The 20,199-nt window shown below is 59.5% G+C and carries 18 protein-coding genes and 1 tRNA gene; 12 read left to right on the top strand and 7 right to left on the bottom strand.

All coding sequences use genetic code 11. The features are described from left to right. Positions 1-63: 63 nt before the first annotated feature. From P2081_RS07920 to P2081_RS07945, 6 genes are all read left to right on the top strand, one after another. Positions 64-318: a hypothetical protein gene (locus P2081_RS07920; RefSeq protein ID WP_278922325.1), complete on the top strand. Its 255-nt coding sequence runs from the start codon at positions 64-66 to the stop codon at positions 316-318. Positions 319-321: 3 nt separating this feature from the next. Then, on the top strand, positions 322-1,398 hold the full coding sequence (locus P2081_RS07925; protein WP_278922326.1) for a branched-chain amino acid ABC transporter permease: 1,077 nt from the start codon (positions 322-324) through the stop codon (positions 1,396-1,398). 98 nt (positions 1,399-1,496) lie between these two features. After that, complete coding sequence (locus P2081_RS07930) at positions 1,497-2,780, top strand: ABC transporter substrate-binding protein (RefSeq protein ID WP_278922327.1); 1,284 nt, start codon at positions 1,497-1,499, stop codon at positions 2,778-2,780. Positions 2,781-2,911: 131 nt separating this feature from the next. Further along, positions 2,912-3,748, top strand: a complete 837-nt coding sequence (locus P2081_RS07935; RefSeq protein WP_278922328.1) for an ABC transporter ATP-binding protein — start codon at positions 2,912-2,914, stop codon at positions 3,746-3,748. Positions 3,749-3,766: 18 nt separating this feature from the next. Further along, positions 3,767-4,984, top strand: coding sequence for a phenylacetate--CoA ligase family protein (locus P2081_RS07940; RefSeq protein WP_278922329.1), 1,218 nt, complete (start codon positions 3,767-3,769; stop codon positions 4,982-4,984). Positions 4,985-5,168: 184 nt separating this feature from the next. Further along, positions 5,169-6,848 carry an ABC transporter permease gene (locus P2081_RS07945; RefSeq protein WP_278922330.1) on the top strand — a complete coding sequence of 560 codons (1,680 nt, stop codon included), beginning with the start codon at positions 5,169-5,171 and terminating at the stop codon, positions 6,846-6,848. Between the two features lie 25 nt (positions 6,849-6,873). Here P2081_RS07945 and P2081_RS07950 read toward each other — a convergent pair whose 3' ends face one another. From P2081_RS07950 to P2081_RS07965, 4 genes are all read right to left on the bottom strand, one after another. Next, positions 6,874-7,416, bottom strand: a complete 543-nt coding sequence (locus tag P2081_RS07950) for a GNAT family N-acetyltransferase (RefSeq protein WP_278922331.1) — start codon at positions 7,414-7,416, stop codon at positions 6,874-6,876. 127 nt (positions 7,417-7,543) lie between these two features. Next, the gene (locus P2081_RS07955) at positions 7,544-8,560 is read right to left on the bottom strand and encodes a Fe(3+) ABC transporter substrate-binding protein (RefSeq protein WP_278922332.1); all 1,017 of its coding nucleotides are present in this window, start codon (positions 8,558-8,560) and stop codon (positions 7,544-7,546) included. A 242-nt stretch (positions 8,561-8,802) separates the two neighbouring features. Continuing rightward, positions 8,803-8,928, bottom strand: a complete 126-nt coding sequence (ykgO, locus tag P2081_RS07960) for a type B 50S ribosomal protein L36 (RefSeq protein WP_008205324.1) — start codon at positions 8,926-8,928, stop codon at positions 8,803-8,805. A gap of 80 nt (positions 8,929-9,008) precedes the next feature. Continuing rightward, positions 9,009-9,083, bottom strand: a tRNA-Val gene (locus P2081_RS07965). A gap of 156 nt (positions 9,084-9,239) precedes the next feature. On the opposite strand from P2081_RS07965, the gene P2081_RS07970 reads away from it, so the two are divergent. Next, on the top strand, positions 9,240-10,106 hold the full coding sequence (locus P2081_RS07970) for an N-formylglutamate amidohydrolase (protein ID WP_278922333.1): 867 nt from the start codon (positions 9,240-9,242) through the stop codon (positions 10,104-10,106). A gap of 120 nt (positions 10,107-10,226) precedes the next feature. On the opposite strand, the gene P2081_RS07975 is transcribed toward P2081_RS07970, so the two are convergent. Further along, positions 10,227-11,480 (bottom strand): DNA polymerase IV, encoded by a 1,254-nt coding sequence (locus P2081_RS07975; RefSeq protein ID WP_278922334.1) that lies wholly within the window; start codon positions 11,478-11,480, stop codon positions 10,227-10,229. Between the two features lie 97 nt (positions 11,481-11,577). Between P2081_RS07975 and P2081_RS07980 the strand changes: the two genes are divergently transcribed. Next, positions 11,578-11,985: an NUDIX hydrolase gene (locus P2081_RS07980; protein ID WP_278922335.1), complete on the top strand. Its 408-nt coding sequence runs from the start codon at positions 11,578-11,580 to the stop codon at positions 11,983-11,985. 426 nt (positions 11,986-12,411) lie between these two features. Here P2081_RS07980 and pyrF read toward each other — a convergent pair whose 3' ends face one another. Then, the gene (gene pyrF / locus P2081_RS07985) at positions 12,412-13,119 is read right to left on the bottom strand and encodes an orotidine-5'-phosphate decarboxylase (RefSeq protein ID WP_278922336.1); all 708 of its coding nucleotides are present in this window, start codon (positions 13,117-13,119) and stop codon (positions 12,412-12,414) included. 249 nt (positions 13,120-13,368) lie between these two features. On the opposite strand from pyrF, the gene clpB reads away from it, so the two are divergent. Further along, positions 13,369-15,987 carry an ATP-dependent chaperone ClpB gene (gene clpB, locus P2081_RS07990; protein ID WP_278922337.1) on the top strand — a complete coding sequence of 873 codons (2,619 nt, stop codon included), beginning with the start codon at positions 13,369-13,371 and terminating at the stop codon, positions 15,985-15,987. A 205-nt stretch (positions 15,988-16,192) separates the two neighbouring features. Here the strand turns inward: clpB and P2081_RS07995 are convergent, their stop codons facing one another. Continuing rightward, a complete protein-coding gene (locus P2081_RS07995; protein ID WP_278922338.1) occupies positions 16,193-16,639 on the bottom strand; it encodes a DUF302 domain-containing protein in 447 nt (148 codons plus the stop codon). 119 nt (positions 16,640-16,758) lie between these two features. On the opposite strand from P2081_RS07995, the gene P2081_RS08000 reads away from it, so the two are divergent. The 3 genes from P2081_RS08000 (at position 16,759) to msrQ (ending at position 19,891) form a co-directional block, all read left to right on the top strand. Then, positions 16,759-18,249 carry an FMN-binding glutamate synthase family protein gene (locus tag P2081_RS08000; RefSeq protein WP_278922339.1) on the top strand — a complete coding sequence of 497 codons (1,491 nt, stop codon included), beginning with the start codon at positions 16,759-16,761 and terminating at the stop codon, positions 18,247-18,249. A 73-nt stretch (positions 18,250-18,322) separates the two neighbouring features. Beyond that, positions 18,323-19,234: a protein-methionine-sulfoxide reductase catalytic subunit MsrP gene (gene msrP, locus P2081_RS08005; RefSeq protein WP_278922340.1), complete on the top strand. Its 912-nt coding sequence runs from the start codon at positions 18,323-18,325 to the stop codon at positions 19,232-19,234. Between the two features lie 57 nt (positions 19,235-19,291). After that, positions 19,292-19,891, top strand: a complete 600-nt coding sequence (gene msrQ / locus P2081_RS08010) for a protein-methionine-sulfoxide reductase heme-binding subunit MsrQ (protein ID WP_278922341.1) — start codon at positions 19,292-19,294, stop codon at positions 19,889-19,891. Positions 19,892-20,199: the final 308 nt, after the last annotated feature.

Genomic DNA, 20,199 nt, shown 5'->3' on the forward strand with positions numbered 1-20,199 from the left:
AGAGCCTTCGCAAACTGCCGCAGCCCGCGCCGATCTGGCGCCTATGAAAGGAACAGCTGACAGATGAAGCTTATCGCCATCATCAACGTTATATCCTGGTCCGGGTTCTGGGCCTTTGGTTTCCTGGCGCTTAGCGCCGACGGATTTACCGACGCCCAGATCGTGACATCGGCGCTCTTGGCGGCGGCTGGGCTCTTTACCGGCCTCATTGCCTATCTGCGCCTGGCCCAATCAGCCGAGCAGAGCGGATATGCCAAAGAAACCAATCAAATAAGCGCAGTGGATCGTAACCGCGCGCAACAACAGGGGAGCATCTAACCCATGTTCTATCGCGAAGCCGGAGACTTCAAAGTCTCTTATGAACAGGACAGCCAGACCTTCCCGATCAAGTTTGATCGCTATCGGTATTACTTTGTGCTGTTCATTGCCTTTCTGGTCATTCCCTTCACCATCAATGACTATTGGGCCAGCGCCATTCTGCTGCCATTTCTGATCTATTCGATCGCGGCGATCGGGCTCAACATTCTGGTGGGCTATTGTGGTCAGGTCAGTCTGGGCACCGGTGGGTTCATGGCGGTGGGCGCCTATGCCTGCTACAAGCTGATGACCACCTTTCCCGAGGTGAGCATGTTCATTCACGTGCTGCTGGCGGGTGGGATCACCGGGGTGGTCTGCGTGTTGTTTGGTCTGCCAAGTCTGCGGATCAAGGGCTTTTACTTGGCGGTGGCCACATTGGCGGCGCAGTTTTTCCTGGTCTGGTTGTTCAACCGGGTGCCGTGGTTCTACAACTACTCTGCTTCTGGTCAGATCAACGCCCCCGAGCGGGAAGCCTTTGGCATCCTGATCACTGGCCCGAATGCACCGGCATGGGCGACCTACCTGTTCTGCCTGATTTTCCTGACCTTTTGTGCCCTTGTGGCCCGCAACCTGACCCGCGGCATGGTCGGCCGTAGCTGGATGGCAATCCGGGACATGGACATTGCGGCGGAAATCATTGGGGTAAACCCGCTGAAAGCCAAGCTGACGGCCTTTGCTGTCTCTGGCTTCTTTATCGGCATCTCCGGCGCGCTGTTCTTTGCACTCTACCTCGGCGCGGTCGAAGTGGGCGAGGCCTTTGGCATTACCAAGTCGTTTCAGGTGTTGTTCATGGTGATCATCGGCGGCCTTGGCTCGATCTTTGGTTCCTTTGCTGGCGCGGCCTTTCTGGTGCTGCTGCCGGTGATCCTGAAAGTGGTCGGCGTTGATGTGCTGGGCTGGCCCACGGATATCGTGGCGCATTTCCAGCTGGTGATCGTGGGGGCGCTGATCGTGTTCTTCCTGATCGTTGAACCACATGGGCTGGCGCAGCTCTGGCGGGTTGCCAAGGAAAAATTGAGACTGTGGCCCTTCCCGCACTAAGCGGTAAGGTCCCTACACGACCGGTGGGAACAAAGACAAAATTCAAACCCGCCGACCCAAGACGACAATCGGATGAGACCAAGGGAGGATGTAAACCGATGAAAATGAAGTTGACCACTCTGGCGCTGGGCGCTTTGATGGCGGCAGGCCCTGCTATGGCGGACCTGGTGTTCCCATCACTGAGCTATCGTACCGGACCCTATGCTGCGGGCGGTATCCCGTTTGCAGATGGCTATGCCGACTATTTCACCCTCGTCAATGAACGTGACGGTGGCATCGGTGGTGTGAAAACACGGCTGATCGAATGTGAGACCGGCTATAACACCGAAAAAGGTGTTGAATGCTACGAATCCACCAAAGGCGAAGGCGCCCTGGTCTATCAACCCTTGTCGACCGGGATCACCTATCAGCTGATTCCCAAAACCGCAGCTGACGGTATCCCGCTTCATACCATGGGCTATGGCCGGACCTCGGCTGCCAATGGCGAAGTCTTTGGCAATGTCTTCAACTACCCTGCCAACTACTGGGATGGCGCCTCGGGTATCATCAACTACCTGCTGGACGAAAACGGTGGTGATCTGAAAGGCAAGAAGATCGCCCTGGTTTTCCACAACTCTGCCTACGGCAAAGAGCCGATCCGCACCCTGGAAGAGCTGTCGGCCAAGCATGGTTTTGAACTGACCACACTGCCCGTTGACCACCCCGGTCAGGAGCAGAAATCCCAGTGGCTTCAGATCCGCCGCGAGCGTCCTGACTTTGTCCTGATGTGGGGCTGGGGCGTGATGAACCAGGTTGCCATTCAGGAAGCCGCGAACATCCGCTTTCCAATGGAAAACTTCATTGGTGTCTGGTGGTCTGGTGCCGAACATGACGTGATGCCTGCTGGCGATGCGGCAGATGGGTACAAGGCTGTGACCTTCCACAATGTTGGCCGTGACTTCCCGGTGTTTGACGATATTCAGAAATATGTTGTCGACAAGGGCCTGGCAGCAGGCGCGGGCGATCAGATCGGCAACGTTCTGTATAACCGTGGTCTGTACGCTGCGATGCTGGCAGTCGAGGCTGCCAAGACTGCGCAGGAAATGCACGGTACCGCCGACATCACGCCTGCGATGATGCGCGATGGTATGGAAGCCCTGGAAATGCCCGAGGCCCGCATGGCCGCGCTTGGCATGCGCTACTTTGGCCCAGCCTTCAACGTGAGCTGCGAAAACCACGGCGGCCCCGGCCTTGTTGGTGTGACCCAGTGGGACGCATCGTCCAAAACCTGGAGCTTGATTGCCGATTTCCAGAAGACCGACAGCGATGTGATCAAGCCGCTGATCGACGCAGATTCGGCTTCCTATGCGTCTGAAAACGGTATCGAGCCTCGGTGCCAGTAAACCCTTCTCCGATCCCACATTCCCGTGGGGTCGGGCTTTAATCCGGTGCGGCGGCTGCGCTGCCGCACCACCCCGAACAGACCCGGATGCGCCAAATACACAGCGCCCTGGACCGCATGAGGATAACTTTGATGCTGGATGCAGCCAACACCACTGATGTGCAGGCCGAGACCCTGCTAGAGATCAACAATGTCGAGGTGATCTACAATCACGTGATCCTGGTTCTGAAAGGCGTCAGCCTCAATGTGCCAAAGGGTGGTATCACCGCGCTTTTGGGGGGCAACGGGGCTGGCAAGACCACGACGCTGAAGGCGATTTCCAACCTGCTGCGCTCAGAGCGCGGCGAGGTGACAAAGGGATCGGTGAAATACCGTGGCAAAACGGTTCACAATGCGGACCCCGCCGATCTGGTGCGCAATGGCGTGATCCAGGTGATGGAGGGGCGCCATTGTTTTGAACACCTGACGGTCGAAGAAAACCTGCTGACCGGCGCCTATACCCGCTCTGACGCTGGGGCCACCATTCAGCAAGACCTTGAGATGGTGTACAATTATTTCCCCCGGCTGAAAGAGCGCCGCAAAAGCCAGGCGGGCTATACCTCTGGTGGGGAACAACAGATGGTGGCCATGGGCCGCGCCCTGATGAGCCGCCCTGAAACCATCCTGCTGGACGAACCCTCGATGGGGTTGGCACCGCAGCTGGTGGAACAGATCTTTGAGATTGTCAAAACAATCAACGAACAAGAGGGCGTGACCTTCCTCTTGGCTGAACAGAACACCAATGTAGCGCTGCGCTATGCCCATTACGGCTATATTCTTGAATCTGGCCGGGTGGTGATGGATGGCCCTGCTGCTGAACTGCGCGAAAACCCCGATGTAAAGGAATTCTACCTTGGGATGTCGGACGAGGGCCGCAAGAGCTTCCGTGATGTGCGGTCTTACCGCCGCCGCAAGCGGTGGCTGAGCTAAGGGAGGGATGGTGAGACTATGACCAATTATGACAGCTTGGAAACGCGTTCCGACGACCAGCGCGCCGGCGACCTTGCCACCGCCTTGCCAAGGCAGATTGCCCTGGCCCAAACGGCAGCTGGCTATGCGGGCAGCCTGAAAGATATTGATGCGCGCGCCATTACCTCGGCTGCCGATCTGGCCGCCCTGCCGGTGCTGCGCAAATCCGACCTCAGCAAAGCGCAGGGGGGCAATGCCCCCTTTGGGGGCTTTACCGTGAAACCTGCCACCGGGTTTGCCCATATCTTTCAGTCGCCTGGCCCGATCTATGAACCGGGCGGGGTGGATCACGACTGGTGGCGCATGGGGCGTTTCCTACATGCGGTTGGCATCGGTCCGGGGGATGTGGTGCAAAACTGCTTTGGCTACCATCTGACGCCTGCGGGCATGATCTTTGAAAGTGGCGCCCGCGCCGTTGGGGCAACCGTGCTGCCTGCCGGCACCGGCCAGACCGAACTTCAGGTGACTGCCGCACGTGATGTGGGGGCGACGGCCTATGCGGGCACTCCGGATTATCTGAAGGTGATCCTGGATAAGGCCGATGCCATGGGCGTGACGCTTGGCTTTACCAAAGCCGCTGTCGGTGGTGGCGCGTTGTTCCCGTCGCTGCGCCAGGAATATGCTGATCGCGGCATCACCTGCCTGCAGAGCTACGCCACTGCGGATCTGGGCAATGTCGCCTATGAGAGCGCCGCAATGGAGGGCATGATTGTCGATGAGATGGTCATTGTCGAAATCGTCACCCCTGGCACCGGGACGCCCGTTGCCCCTGGCGAAGTGGGCGAGGTCGTCGTGACAACGCTGAACCCAGATTATCCGCTGATCCGTTTTGCGACGGGTGATCTTTCGGCGGTCCTGCCTGGGGTTTCTCCCTGTGGGCGGACCAATATGCGGATCAAGGGCTGGATGGGCCGCGCCGATCAGACAACCAAGATCAAGGGCATGTTTGTGCGGCCAGAACAGGTTGCCGCACTGGTCGATAAACATGACGAAATCGTCAAGGCACGTGTCATTGCTGCCCGAGATGGTGAAATGGACACCATGACGGTGCAGATCGAGGCCAGTGCTGGCGATGAAATCAGCTTTGGCAAATCGGTGATCGAGGTTCTGAAACTCAAGGGCCGTATTGAAGTCGTCTCGCCCGGTGCCCTGCCCAAGGATGGCGTGGTGATCGAGGACCAGCGCAGCTACGACTAGGCGGCGCGCAAAGCTTGCTCTGTTTATCCCTCCAGGTGGTCTGCCGACCCTTGGGGGGATTTTTTCGTCCCTCTCCATCTGAAGGGCCAGTTCCTGCTGGAAGAACATTGGTTTCCGGCTGGAGTTTCTGACCAAAATAATCGCATAAGAGGGGACGCGCAAAATCAGACCAAGAGCGGACCGCATGACTGCCGTGAAAGAGACCAAAGACTACGCCCCGCAGGGCAATCGCCGTGGGCGACACGCCGGAACCAGAGTGTTCTCTATTCTGGCCTGGTGCGTTGCATTGGCCTGTATCCTACCGATGGTTGCGGTGGCGGTGGCGGCGCTGACTGGCGGCACAGATACCATCCTGCATCTGTTGGACACGGTGCTGCCGCGCTATGCGCTGACCACTGTCGGGCTGGTGATTCTGGTCTCGGTTGGGACCCTGGCCATCGGGGTGGGGGCGGCCTGGCTGGTGACCATGACACGGTTCCCCGGCGTGCGGATATTTGAGATCGCGCTGATCCTGCCGCTGGCCTTTCCGGCCTATGTGCTGGCCTATGCCTATACTTTCATTCTGGATCATCCCGGCATCGTGCAGACGACGCTGCGCGCGGTGACGGGATGGGGGCCACGCGATTACTGGTTCCCGGAAATCCGATCGCTTGGCGGGGCGGCAGCGATGCTGGTGCTGGTGCTTTACCCCTATGTCTATCTGCTGGCGCGGGCTGCATTCTTACAACAAAGCGGTGGTGCCTTTCTGGCGGCCAGGGCGCTTGGGAAAAGCGCCTTTCAGGCCTTTTGGCTGGTCAGCCTGCCGATGGCGCGCCCGGCGATTGCCACGGGGGTCTTGCTGACGGTGATGGAGACCATCGCGGATTTTGGCACCGTGTCCTATTTTGGCGTCCAGACCTTTGCTACCGGGATCTACACCAGCTGGTTTTCCATGGGGGATCGGGCCGGAGCGGCGCAGCTGGCGCTGTGCCTGCTATGTCTTGCCCTGGTTCTGGCGGTGATCGAACGGTCCACCCGCGGCAAGGCGCGCTATCATCAGGCGGGCAAGCAACATGCACCGATGCCACCAGCTGACCTGAAGGGCGGACAGGCGTTTTTTGCCTGGATCCTCTGTGCCCTGCCGGTTTGTTTTGGCTTTTTGCTGCCGCTGATCATCCTGTTCAACATGGGGCTGCAGTCAGAGCAGAACCTGTTCAGCAGCCGCTATATCGGTTTCCTGCAAAATTCGCTGTTGCTGGCGACGCTGGCGGCGCTGTTGACGGTCATGGCGGCAATCTGCCTTGGGTTTTATCAACGGCTGCGTCCGGGGCGCAGCTCGGCGCTGGCGGCCTATATGTCGCGCTTGGGCTATGCGGTGCCTGGTGGGGTGATCGCGGTGGGGCTGATGGTCCCCTTTGCGGCCTTTGACAATGCTTTGGACGCCTGGATGCGGGCCAATTTTGAGATCCGCACGGGGCTGCTGATTTCGGGGTCAATCTGGTTGCTGGTCGGGGCCTATATGGTGCGCTTTCTGGCGGCGGCGCTTGGCGCTTATGAAAGCGGGCAATCCACTGTGCATGCCAATATGGATTCGGCGGCGCGCTCTCTGGGGCAGGGGCCGCTGGGCATGTTGCGCCGCGTGCATCTGCCGCTTCTCACCCCGAGCCTGCTGACAGCGCTGCTGATCGTGTTTGTCGATGTGATGAAAGAGCTGCCCGCCACCTTGATCATGCGCCCTTTCAACTATGACACGCTGGCAGTGCAGGCGTACCGGCTTGCCTCGGATGAGCGACTGGAGGGGGCGGCGGTGCCCTCGCTGGTGATCATGGCAGTGGGGCTGCTGCCAGTGATTCTGATCTGTCGCCAAGTGGACCGGCGCCGCTAGCCTATGGTGCCTGCCGGTCGCGGCGCTATGTGAGCGCTTTGTACAGGTAGGTGGTGGCCTCATAGATCTCGGCGCTGGGGTGGCGGCAAAATCCTGGCACTGAACCAGCCACGCGGTAGCCCAGGCTTTCATAGAGCCGCTGTGACGGATCGCCCGAACGAGTATCAAGCACCAGCAATGTCTTGCCCAATTGGCGGGCCTCGGCTTCGAGCGTCAGCATCAGGCTGCGCCCCAATCCGGCGCGGCGCGCCCTTGGATGTACCAGCAATTTGGCCACATCGGCGCGGTGGGGCTGGTTGGCAGGCATCGCCAGCGAGAGCTGCACCGTCCCCACCAAGACATCATCTTGCACAAAGGCGCCAAACAGCCGGACGTCGCCGCGCTGGACCGCCGGAAAGACACGGTTGTTCCAAAAGGCCGCCGCATCGTCCGCTGTAAAGGGCAGGATGAAGCCGACGCTGGCACCGGCTTCGACGGTGGTCACCAGAATATCACTGAGAGCGGGGCAGTGTTGCGCAAGCTCGGGGGCGGTCAGCTGGCGGATCGTCGGCACGGGTTGGGGTGTCATCTCTAGCTCCGGTGGCGAATACGGGCAGAGTGGCAAACCGATGCTGAAAAGGAAATGTCAGACGCAGAAAAGGCGCAGGTTTCCCCGCGCCTTTGCCTAATTTTTCAGCAGATCAGAGGGGGCAGGATTATTCCCAGCCCGCCGCATCAAAGATCTTTTGCGCTTCGGGGATGTTCTTGGCCACCTCCGACAGGTTCACATCATCAGGCTTGAAATGCCCCAGTGCAGCGATGCTTGGCGCCAGGCCAATACCGGGCACGGCAGGGAATTCATCGTTGCCAGCCGAGAAGTACTGCTGCGCCTGTTCAGAGGCGAGATATTCCAGGAACTTGATCGCGTTGTCGCGATTTGGCGCATGGGCAGCAACGCCGCCACCGGACAGGTTCATATGCGCGCCTTCGGCGTCCTGCGAGGGAAAGATCCAGCCGATCATGTCGCGGTCTGCCGACAGGCCCTTGACCTCTTTGCGGATGGAACGGGCAAAATAGTAGCTGTTGGCGACCGAAATTTCACATTCGCCCGAGACAATGCCGCGCAGCTGATCGGTATCGCCGCCTTGTGGGGCGCGCGCCATATTGGCAACCACGCCTTCAGCCCAGTCCTTGGCAACCTCGGCACCGTGGTGGGTGATGATCGAGGCCAGCAGCGTCTGGTTATAGGTGTTCGAGGAAGACCGGATGCAGACCAGGCCTTTGTAGGCAGGGTCGGCCAGATCTAGATAGGTGCGCGGCGGGTTTGCCACATCTGCCTTGTCGTAGAAAATGATGCGGGCACGCTGGGAAAAACCAAACCACTGGTTGTCGGCGTCTTGCAGGTAACCGGGCACGCTGGTTTCCAGAACATCGCTGTCGATGCTTTGCAAAACGCCTGCGTTTTTGGCACGGGCCAGACGCGATGTATCGACGGTCAGCAGGATATCAGCGGGCGAGTTGACGCCTTCCGCAGTCATGCGGGCGATCAGCTCGTCTGCCTTGCCTTCGATCCGGTTGATGGTGATGCCGGTGGCCTCTTCGAAATCAGAATAGAGGCGCTCGTCGGTGTCGTAGTGACGCGACGAATACAGGTTTACTTCGCCTTCGGCAGCGGCCGAGGTCGCAAGAGTTGCAGCAAGGGTCCCTGCGAGAATGGTGGTGGCTTTCAACATAGCGAGTGTGATCTCCAGATTGACGTCATTTTCTGACTTATTTAGTCGAATATAGAAAAAACCACTGAAGGGAAATAGAAACCTACTAAAACCATCGGAAAAAACTCACCCTCAATTCCGCACCAGTCCAGACAGGCCCGAGCATTCCAAAACCCGGTGGGCAGTTGCATCCGCACGGGGGTGTAAACGCAAAAAGACCGCACCCGAAGATGCGGTCTTTTTAACAAAGCGAGATCTTAGTCTCAGCCCTGGCGTGCTTTGAAACGCGGCTGTGTCTTGTTGATCACATATACGCGGCCCTTGCGACGCACAATGCGGCAATCACGGTGCCGGTTCTTGAGCGAGCGGAGCGAGTTCTTGACTTTCATAGTCATTCTCCTGTTCTGCGGCGCGAACCAGCGCCTGGGTTTGCGGGCGTTCCGGCCGAATGGCCAAAACAATGAATTCATGGTGGGCACTACAAGGTTCGAACTTGTGACCCCTTCGATGTCAACGAAGTGCTCTACCGCTGAGCTAAGCGCCCATGAAACCCTTGCGACCGCCCTACACCAAGTGATTGGAGCGTGGTAGCCGCGCCGGTGAAGGGGTCTATAATCAGAGTCGCGCAGGGGCGCAAGAGCTTTTGGTCGTAGAATTTTCGCTCTATGGTGATTTCGAGGAACCAAGGGCAGAAGCACCTATGTCTAAGCGCGCATTTTCCGTTATTTCACCCACCGAACTGACGTCACCGGTGGTTTTTGCCTCGCCGCATAGCGGGTCATACTATGAGCCGAGCTTTGTGCAGGGCACGATTCTGAACCAACAGCAGATTCGCAGTTCAGAGGATGCCTTTGTCGACCAGCTTTTTGCTGATGTGCCCGGATTCGGGGCCCCGCTGCTGCTGGCGACCCAGCCGCGGGCCTATATCGATCTCAATCGCGCCCCCGGAGAGCTGGACCCAGCCTTGATCGAAGGCGTACCGCGCCGGGGGCAGAACCCGCGGGTGGCCTCGGGCTTGGGGGTGATTCCGCGGGTGGTGGCCAATGGCCGGGCGATCTATCACGGCAAGATGCCCCGGCAAGAGGCGCTGCAGCGAATCGACCAGATTTGGTATCCCTATCACGCGGCTCTGCAGGGGTTGCTGCGCCAGGCGCATGACCGTTTCGGCCAGGCGGTGCTTATTGATTGCCATTCCATGCCGCATGAAGCGGTGGCAAACCTTCCGACCCATCGGGCGGCGCTGCCCGAGGTGGTTCTGGGGGATCGGTTTGGATCTTCGGCAGCGACAGAGGTGATGGACCAGGTGGAGGCAGCCTTTGTCCAGGCCGGGCTGCGCGTGGTCCGAAACGCGCCCTTTGCCGGGGCCTATATCACTCAGGCCTATGGTCGTCCTTCGCGGCGGCAGCATGCGGTGCAGGTCGAAATTGACCGCTCCTTATATATGGACGAGGCACAGGTGCGGCCCAATGCGCGTTTCGCCGAGGTAAAGGCGCTTATGGGGCAGGTTGCCGGGCTGATCGCCAAAATAGGTATCGACCAGGACGGGCGGCGGCTGGCGGCTGAATAGCGGGCAGCCGGACGCTTGCGGTGGTGCGGCTGCTTGCGCCATTTGCGTTCAGGCGACTGGCTTTCCTGATTTGATTTGGCAGATGGCGCAAAACCGGTAGCCCCTTTTGCGCAACACGCCCTAGCGCAGGGCGCGCCCCTTGCGGATGGCATCCTCGCCAAAGCGCTTGCGAATGGCATCGGTAGCCCGTTCTGCCTGGGCGCGTTTTCCGGCCAGGGGGTCCAGAAGGTCACCACTGGTATCGGCCTGCGCTTCGGGCACCAGATCCGAGATTCCACAACCGAGCAGGCGATAGGGCCCCTGATCGCCCACCTGATCCAGCAAGGCCCGCGACTGGCGGTAGATCACATCGGCCAGCTGGGTCGGGCTGTGCAGGGACAGGCGCCGGGTCAGGGCAGAATGATTGGCGCGCTTTAACTTCAGGGTGACAACCCGGCCGGCCTTTGCCTTGGCCTTGGCGCGATCCGCCACCTGTACCGCCAGCCGCCACAGATGACCGTCAAGCACCTCTAGGCTGGCGGTGTCTTCCATGAATGTGGTCTCTTTCGAGATCGACTTGACCGGCGCATTCGAGGAAACCCGGCGGCGGTCCTGGCCGCGCGCCAGGTGCCAGAGCCGATCACCGGTGCCACCAAAGCGCGCGTTCAGGTCTTGGCGGTCCCAGCGCAGCAGATCGGAAAAGGTGCGAATACCGGCCTTTTCCAATGCGGCCTGTGTGGCCGGGCCAATACCCCAGATCAGTCGCACAGGTTTGTCGCGTAGAAAGCTGGCAGTTTCCGCCTTGCCAATCACCGAATAGCCGCGCGGCTTGTCCAGATCCGAGGCCACCTTGGCCAGGAACTTGTTGTGCGACAGCCCGATTGACCCGGTGATGCCCAGTTCATCCTTCATCCGTTTGACCAGCCGTGCCAGCATGACCGCCGGCGGGTGCCCATGCAGTTTCTGGGTGCCAGAGAGATCCATGAAGGCCTCATCCAGGGACAGGGGTTCGATATCCGGGGTCAATTCGTCCATCATCGCGCGCACCATCTGGCTGACTTCGACATAGGCGGACATTCGCGGTTTGATCACCACGGCATCGGGGCAGAGTTTCAGCGCCTGAAACATCGGCATGGCCGAGCGCACGCCAGAGATGCGCGCCACATAGCAGGCGGTCGATACCACGCCGCGTTTGCCGCCGCCGATGATCACAGGTTTGCCAGCCAACGCCGGGTTATCGCGCTTTTCGACGCTGGCGTAAAAGGCATCGCAGTCCATATGTGCGATGGTCAGGGAAAACAGTTCTGCATGCTGGGTGATGCGCGGGCTGCCGCAGGCCGGGCAGCGACGCGTTGGGGCAATCTGGCGAAGGCAATCACGGCAAAGGGCTTGCATGGCGGGGTGGGGGCTATATCTGTGTCAGAGGCGGTGCTGCATTTTATCGTCAGTTCGGGGATTTGTCTTTAGGGCTTCGCGTTTGCAAAGGGTGGATATGTCATTTTCCGGTGCCAAACTGGCGCTTTTTCTTGGGGCGGATCTGCTGGTCATCAAGCGAGACGACCGCCCGGATATTCCCTATCCAGGCTATTGGGATCTGCCGGGCGGTGGCCGCGAAGGCGATGAGACACCGCAGGCCTGTGCCCTGCGCGAAACCTATGAGGAAGTCCGCCTATCCCTTGCGGCAAGCGATCTGACCTGGTCCAACAGCTATCGCCGCCCGCGTGGTCTGGTCTGGTTCTTTGTCAGTCATCAGCCCGCCGAACTGCAGCAGCAGGTACGCCTGGGAGATGAGGGGCAATGCTGGCAGCTGATGCGCCCGCAGGACTATTGCGATCACCGGCTGGCCGTGCCGCATTTTGCCGGGCAGCTACGCGACTACCTCGGGCGGCGGTCGAGCTGACGGCCAGTCTCCGCCAGTTGCCATCTGTGCCGGTGGTCACATCAATCTGTCAGGGGATCTGCGCAGGCGGCAAAAAATTCCCCCGCGCGATGGCGGGGGCCAGGCAGACGAACCTCAGGAAGAGGAGCTCGTCAGGGGAGTGTCTCAGCCTTAGAATCACCGATATTGTCGAGTTTCGCAAATTCCATCGCTTGCCCGCAACGGTGTGGCGCCTGGTTCTGTGGCTTTCCCGTCACGAGACAATTTGGCACAGCAGCGCTGGGTAAAGCGGATTTCCGCATCAATACAGCACCTTGACCCTACGTAAAGCAGGCGGGCCCCGGCGGTACAGCAATCAACAGCAACGCCTGGATAAAGTTTATTTCTGATGCTTTTTTAGGCGATAGTCGGATCTGACCAGTTGTTTTCGCCTTTTGTTGGGTCGTTTCAGATAGTTTTCAACTCGTCCAGGATGGCAAGCGCGGCGGCGCGCGGGTTGCTGGCCTGCCAGATGGGGCGGCCGACAACGATGTGGTCTGCTCCATCGGCAATGGCTGTGGCCGGTGTGGCGACGCGTTTCTGATCGCCCAGTGCCGCGCCAGCCGGGCGCACGCCGGGGGTGACGATCAACTTGCCTGCGGCTTCGGGCAGGGCGCGGATCAGGGCGGCTTCTTGCGGGCTGGCGATGACGCCATCAGCCCCCGCCGCAAAGGCATTGCCTGCGCGTTCCTGCACCAGGTCACGAATATCGCCGGGCTTGATCAGTGCACCGTCCAGATCAGCTCGATCCAGCGAGGTCAGAATGGTTACGGCCAGAATTTTCATATCTTTGCCAGCGGCGCCTTCCTTGGCGGCGCGCACCACATAGGGGTCGCCGTGCACGGTGAGGAAATCCAGGTCGAACTGCGCCAGCCCGCGCACCGCGCTTTCAACCGTGGCGCCAATGTCAAAGAGCTTCATGTCGAGAAAGATCTTCTTGCCCAGCTCGTGCTTCATTTCATTGGCCAGCGCCAGGCCGCCGCCGGTCAACATGCCCAGGCCGATCTTGTAAAAGGACACGGCATCGCCCAGCTGTTCAGCCAGTTTCAATCCGGCAAGGGCATCGGGTACATCCATGGCAACAATCAGGCGGTCGTCGGCTGTGGTCTGGGACATGGGGCTCTCCGGGGCTTGGGCTGTGGGAATCGCGCTTTCCTACTGCGCTGCCCCATGCGAGGAAAGCCCAAAAAACACCGATCAAGGCTGTGGGTTTGACATGTATCAGTGATTTTTCAGTAATATTGCATCACTGTGATCTTGAAGAGGCGGCAAGACCTCCCAAATCTATTTCAGAGGCCCGGACCGGGGCGTGCCGCAAAGCGGGCGCTGCCATATGTATTCGGGCGCTTGTATAAGGAGAACGACATGGACTTGAACAAGTTCACTGAGCGCGCACGAGGCTTCGTGCAGGCGGCGCAGACAATTGCGATGCGCGAAGAGCATCAGCGGATGCTGCCGGAGCACCTTCTCAAGGCATTGATGGATGATGACCAGGGGCTGGCAAGCAATCTGATCGGCAAATCGGGCGGCACCGCGTCGCGCGTGGTCGAAGCCGTTGATCTGGCCGTGTCCAAACTGCCCAAAGTCACCGGTGATACTGGTCAGGTCTATCTGGATGGCCAGACCGCCAAGGTGTTGGATGAAGCCAGCAAGATTGCCGAAAAAGCAGGCGACAGTTTTGTCCCGGTTGAACGGGTCTTGATGGCCCTGTGTATGGTGAAATCCAAGGCCAAGGATGCGCTTGCCGCAGGCAATGTCAGCGCCCAGGCCCTGAATGAGGCGATCAATGATATCCGTAAAGGCCGCACCGCCGATAGCGCCACGGCCGAAGAAGGCTATGACGCGCTGAAGAAATATGCCCGCGATCTGACCGAGGCGGCCCGCGAAGGCAAGATTGATCCGATCATTGGCCGGGATGAAGAGATTCGCCGCGCCATGCAGGTATTGTCGCGCCGTACCAAGAACAATCCGGTTCTGATCGGCGAACCTGGCGTGGGTAAAACCGCTATCGCCGAGGGCATGGCCCTGCGCATCGTCAACGGTGATGTGCCTGAGAGCCTGCGCGACAAGAAGCTTTTGTCGCTGGACATGGGCTCGCTGATTGCCGGGGCGAAATATCGTGGTGAATTCGAAGAACGACTGAAGGCTGTGTTGACCGAAGTCACCGAGGCGGCCGGCGAGATCATCCTGTTCATTGATGAGATGCACACCCTTGTGGGCGCAGGCAAGTCCGAAGGCGCCATGGATGCCGCCAATCTGATCAAACCGGCGCTGGCGCGGGGTGAATTGCACTGCATCGGTGCCACCACCCTGAATGAATACCGCAAATACGTGGAAAAGGACGCTGCCCTGGCCCGTCGTTTCCAGCCCGTTATGGTGCAGGAACCCACGGTAGAGGACACCATCTCTATTCTGCGCGGCATCAAGGAAAAATATGAGCTGCACCACGGGGTGCGGATTGCGGATGCGGCACTGGTGGCGGCAGCAACCCTGTCGAACCGCTATATCACCGACCGTTTCCTGCCGGACAAGGCCATCGACCTGGTGGACGAAGCCGCCAGCCGCTTGCGTATGCAGGTGGACAGCAAGCCTGAAGAGCTGGATGCGCTGGACCGCCAGATCCTGCAGATGCAGATTGAAGAAGAGGCGCTGAAGGTCGAAGAGGATGCCGCATCGCGTGACCGTCTGGAAACCCTGCAAAAGGAACTGTCGGATCTGCAAGAGCAATCGGCAGAGATGACGGCCCAATGGCAGGCTGAACGCGACAAGCTGGCTGGGGCGCGCGATCTGAAAGAGCAGCTGGACCGCGCCCGCGCCGATCTGGATATTGCCAAACGCGAAGGCAACTTGGCCCGCGCCGGGGAACTGTCTTACGGCGTGATCCCAGGGCTGGAAAAGAAGCTTAGTGAAGCCGAAAACCGCGAAGAGCAGGGCGTCATGGTCGAAGAAGCGGTGCGCCCCGAGCAGATTGCGGGTGTGGTGGAGCGCTGGACCGGTATTCCGACCTCCAAAATGCTGGAGGGAGAGCGCGACAAGCTGCTGCGCATGGAAGACGCGCTGCATTCCCGTGTCATTGGTCAGAACGCGCCGGTGACGGCGGTGGCCAATGCGGTGCGCCGTGCGCGGGCCGGGCTGAACGATGAAAACCGGCCGCTGGGCTCTTTCCTCTTCCTTGGGCCGACCGGGGTGGGCAAGACAGAGCTGACCAAGGCAGTGGCGAACTTTCTGTTCGACGATGACAACGCCATGGTGCGGATCGACATGTCGGAATACATGGAGAAACACAGTGTGGCCCGTCTGATTGGCGCGCCTCCCGGCTATGTCGGCTATGACGAAGGCGGGGCGCTGACCGAAGCGGTGCGTCGTCGCCCCTATCAGGTGGTGTTGTTTGACGAGGTGGAAAAAGCGCACCCGGATGTCTTTAACGTGCTGTTGCAGGTGCTGGACGACGGTGTGCTGACAGATGGCCAGGGGCGGACGGTTGATTTCAAGCAGACGCTGATCATCCTGACCTCCAACCTCGGCGCGCAGGCGCTGAGCCAGTTGCCGGATGGGGCGGATGCTTCGGCCGCCAAGCGCGACGTGATGGAAGCGGTACGGGCGCATTTCCGGCCCGAGTTCCTGAACCGTCTGGATGAGACCATCATCTTTGACCGTCTGGCGCGTTCCGATATGGACGGTATCGTCGATATTCAGATGGCGCGTCTGGCCAAACGTCTGGAAGGGCGCAAGATCACTCTGGCGCTGGACGACAGTGCCAAGACCTGGCTGGCGGATGAAGGCTATGATCCGGTGTTTGGTGCGCGCCCTCTGAAGCGGGTGATCCAGCGGTCATTGCAAAACGCCCTGGCAGAATTGCTGCTTAGCGGCGAGGTCAAGGATGGGGATACCATCCCTGTTTCGGCAGGTGGCGACGGGTTGATCATCGGTGATCGCCTTGGCTCTACGGACCGCCCAAAACCTGAGGATGCGGTGGTGCACTGATCTAAAGTGTTCTGCCATGAACCTGAAACAGCGGTTGGTGGCAGAATGCCCTTAATCATAGAAAGGTCATGCCGCGTCCCGCCTTTCCGTGTTTCAGGTAATCGGATAGCAGAACAAACAAAGCCCGCCAGATCTGGCGGGCTTTGTGCTGGTTGGACCAACCGCAGGCCGGTTTCGGCGGTAGATCAGGGTGCAGGGTTGGGGCTTATTCTTCGATGGCTTCCTGTACGATGTCGTCCAGCAGGGCCTGGATGATCTGCATCTCCCCCTCTGGGAAGGCGCGAAAACCGATGGTGACGGCCTCCTCGCCGGGGCGCTGGGCGACAAAGATGTCATAGGGACAGAAGGCGATGTTCATCGGATTGGCCTCCATCACCTGACGCGATAGTTTGGCTGAGCAGAAGGAATAGACATCGGCCTGCTGGAACAGCACAACATCAGACCCGACAGCGCTGCGGGTGCGTTCCAGCATGTCACCGACATGGCTGACATGATCAACCACCAGCCCATGGTTGGTGATGGCATTTTCCAACCCAAAGGTGACATCGTCATAGGCCAGCCCGCTGCGATAACTGACCATATCCTGCGCCAAGGCGGGCACCATCAGTGTGGCACTGATGCTAAAGGCGGCGACTGCGGTGAAATATTTCATCTGGCATCTCCTAATGTGAACGACGGTGGCTTGCCCATTGCGGGTATCCCCCTCACGTTAGGAGGATAGGAACAGGCAGCGTCTGGCCACCTGTCTCATCTATATATAGGAGTTTCTGCATGGGTTTCGCGGCAAAGGCTATAGAATTTCTTGCCATTGGCTTTGTTTTCGCATTGGGGGCCTTGGTGCTTGTGGCGCTGCTGCTGTTTGTGGTGGACCGAACACAGACCGGGGATGCGATCCGGCGGAACTATCCGGTGATAGGCCGCTTCCGGCATCTGTTCAGCACCATGGGGGAATTCTTTCGCCAGTATTTCTTTGCCATGGACCGTGAAGAGCTGCCGTTTAACCGTGCACAGCGCGACTGGGTCGATCGGGCCGCCAAGGGGGAGGGCAATACAGTGGCCTTTGGTTCAACCCGAAATACCGAGGTGCCGGGCACGCCGATTTTTGTCAACGCTCCGTTCCCACCGCTGGATGATCAATATGCCAGTACCGAACCCATGGTGATTGGGGCGGGCGCGCGGGTGCCCTATCGGGCGCCTTCCTTCTTCAATGTTTCGGGTATGAGCTATGGCGCGCTGTCAAAACCAGCGGTGCGTGCGCTTAGCCGGGGGGCGCGTGAGGCCGGGGTCTGGCTCAATACCGGCGAAGGCGGCATGAGCCCCTATCATCTGGAGGGGGGCTGCGATCTGGTGTTTCAGATCGGCACCGCAAAATATGGTGTACGTAATGCTGAAGGCGGGCTGAGCGATGACAGACTGCGCGCGGTGGCAGAAAATCCAACGGTGCGGATGTTCGAGCTGAAGCTGGCGCAGGGGGCCAAGCCGGGCAAGGGCGGCATCCTGCCTGCCGCCAAAGTCAGCGCCGAGATTGCCGAAATCCGTGGCATCCCCGAAGGCGAGGCCAGCATTTCCCCCAACCGGCATCCGGAGATGGCTAATTTTGACGAATTGCTGGATATGGTTGCCCACCTGCGCGAGGTGACAGGCAAACCGGTGGGCATCAAGACCGTGGCGGGCTCTGAGGTGGTGTTGCGCGAGATGTTCCTGCATATGGCGGCCCGCCCTGCCGATGTGCCGGATTTTATCACCATTGATGGCGGCGAGGGGGGGACCGGCGCGGCGCCGATGCCTTTGATCGATCTGGTCGGCATGTCGGTGCGCGAAGCCCTGCCGCTGGTCTGCGATCTGCGCGATGAATATGGCTTTCGCGACCGTATCCGGCTGATCGCCAGTGGGAAGTTGATCAACCCAAGCGATGTGGCCTGGGCCCTGGCGGCGGGGGCGGATTTTGTTACCTCGGCGCGTGGCTTCATGTTTTCTCTGGGCTGCATTCAGGCGTTGAAATGCAACAAGAACACCTGCCCCACCGGCATCACCACCCATGATCCGCGCTTTCAAAAGGGGTTGGTGGTCGAAGACAAATACAAACGTGTCGCCCGCTATGCGACCGAGCTCATCCAGGAGGTAGAAACCATTGCCCATTCTGTTGGGGTAACAGAACCACGCAGGCTGCGCCGCCGTCATGTGCGGATTATGCAGGATAATGGCGGCTCGCGGCCGATGAACGAAATTCAGCCAAGTTACAGTGCAGTCGCGCAGACGTGACAGGATATGTTTTGGCCTTGGTTCTGCTCTGCGTTAGGTCTCCGATAAGTGCAATTTTCGAGGAGACGCCGCCATGGCCCACCGCTGGACCAATACCCTAAGTGCCGCTGATGTGACGCCGAAGCAGGCCTATTTGAATCGCCGTCAGATAATGGCGGGACTTGGTGGCATGGCTGGGCTGGCAGGGCTTGGCGCGCTGCCAGGGGCGGCACAGGCCGAAACGCTGGAGCCAAACTCCTGGGAGGATGTGACCACCTATTGCAACTACTATGAATTCGGCACCGGCAAGGGCGATCCTGCGAAAAACGCCGGCCAGCTGACCACCACACCCTGGAGCGTCAAGATCGACGGTCTGGTGGACCGCCCCGGCGACTATGATTTCCAGAAGATCCTGGGGGAAATGACCCTGGAAGAGCGCATCTACCGGTTCCGCTGCGTCGAAGCCTGGTCGATGGTGGTGCCCTGGATGGGCTTTGAGCTGGCGGATCTTTTGGCCTTGGCCGGGGTGCAGGAGGGGGCAAAATACGTCAGCTTTGAAACCCTGTACCGCCCGTCCGAAATGCCCGGCACCGCCTATCCCGTGCTGGACTGGCCCTACCGCGAAGGCCTGCGCCTGGACGAGGCGCTGCATCCGCTGACGCTGATGGCGACCGGGATCTTTGGGAAGGACCTGCCCAATCAGAACGGCGCGCCACTGCGCTTGGTGGTGCCATGGAAATACGGCTTCAAATCGATCAAATCCATCGTCCGCATCAGCCTGACCGATACGCAGCCGCAGACCAGTTGGAACATGGCCAATGCCCGCGAATATGGCTTTTACAGCAATGTGAACCCAAAGGTGTCGCATCCCCGCTGGAGCCAGGCGACCGAGCGCCGCCTTGGTGGCGGGCTGTTTGCCGGGCGCGATGATACACTGATGTTCAACGGCTACGAGGAGGAGGTCGCAAGCCTGTATGACGGTATGGATCTCACCAAACATTTTTGACCCATCGTGACACCGCAGACCAGAGCCGCAGGACCACAGAACAGAAAGTTTGCCAGAATGATCGACCGTTGTAATCAGATGCTGCGCCGACTGCCGCCTTGGGGGCTCTATCTGCTGGGTGCCTTTTATCCAGCCTGGCTGCTGTATCTGGGGCTGACTGGCGGATCGGGGCCGGACCCGGTCAAGGCGCTGGAACATGGCCTGGGCGAAGCGGCGCTGCAATTGGTCATTCTTGGACTGTTCGTGACACCGTTGCGCCGCTTTACTGGCCTGAACCTGTTGCGGTTTCGGCGGGCAATTGGGATTTTGGCCTTCGCCTATGTTACGCTGCATCTCTTGGTCTGGCTGGTTCTGGATGTTCAGATCCTGTCGCAAATCCTGCGCGACATCGCAAAGCGCCCCTATATCACCATTGGTATGGTGGGTTTTGCACTGATGCTGCCATTGGCGCTGACCTCCAATAATCGCGCCACGCGCTGGCTTGGCCCGCGCTGGCGTCAGCTGCATCGCCTGACCTATCTGGTCGCCCTGTTAGGGGGGCTGCACTACGTGATGCTGGCAAAGGGCTTTCAGATGGAGCCATTGATCTACCTGGCAGTCATTGTGACCCTGCTCCTCTTGCGGCTGCCCCGGCAGACAAAACGCCGTCTCGCTTGATGGGCGGGACGGGGCAGGATCCCGGTCGGCGGCGGCTCTGCGCGCGCTTTGGCAACTTTGGACGGATCCTGCGTGATCTCTTGTGCAAATGACCTGGTAATTATTTGATTATAAGCAAAAAACAGGGGTTTTTGAAAAAAGATGTAATTTTGTGAAATTATCGCTTGCGGGAAGTATGAGTTAACACTAGAACCCCCTCTACCGGCAGCGGCGACGCGGTTGGTTGGGTCGCTTCGGTGGCCGGACGGGTTGGAGAGACAGCCTGGCGCATCGGGAAGACGGTGGGACGCTCGGGAGAGGCCGGGGCA

The sequence above is a fragment of the Pseudophaeobacter profundi genome, assembly GCF_029697505.1.
Classification (GTDB): Bacteria; Pseudomonadota; Alphaproteobacteria; order Rhodobacterales; family Rhodobacteraceae; genus Pseudophaeobacter; species Pseudophaeobacter profundi.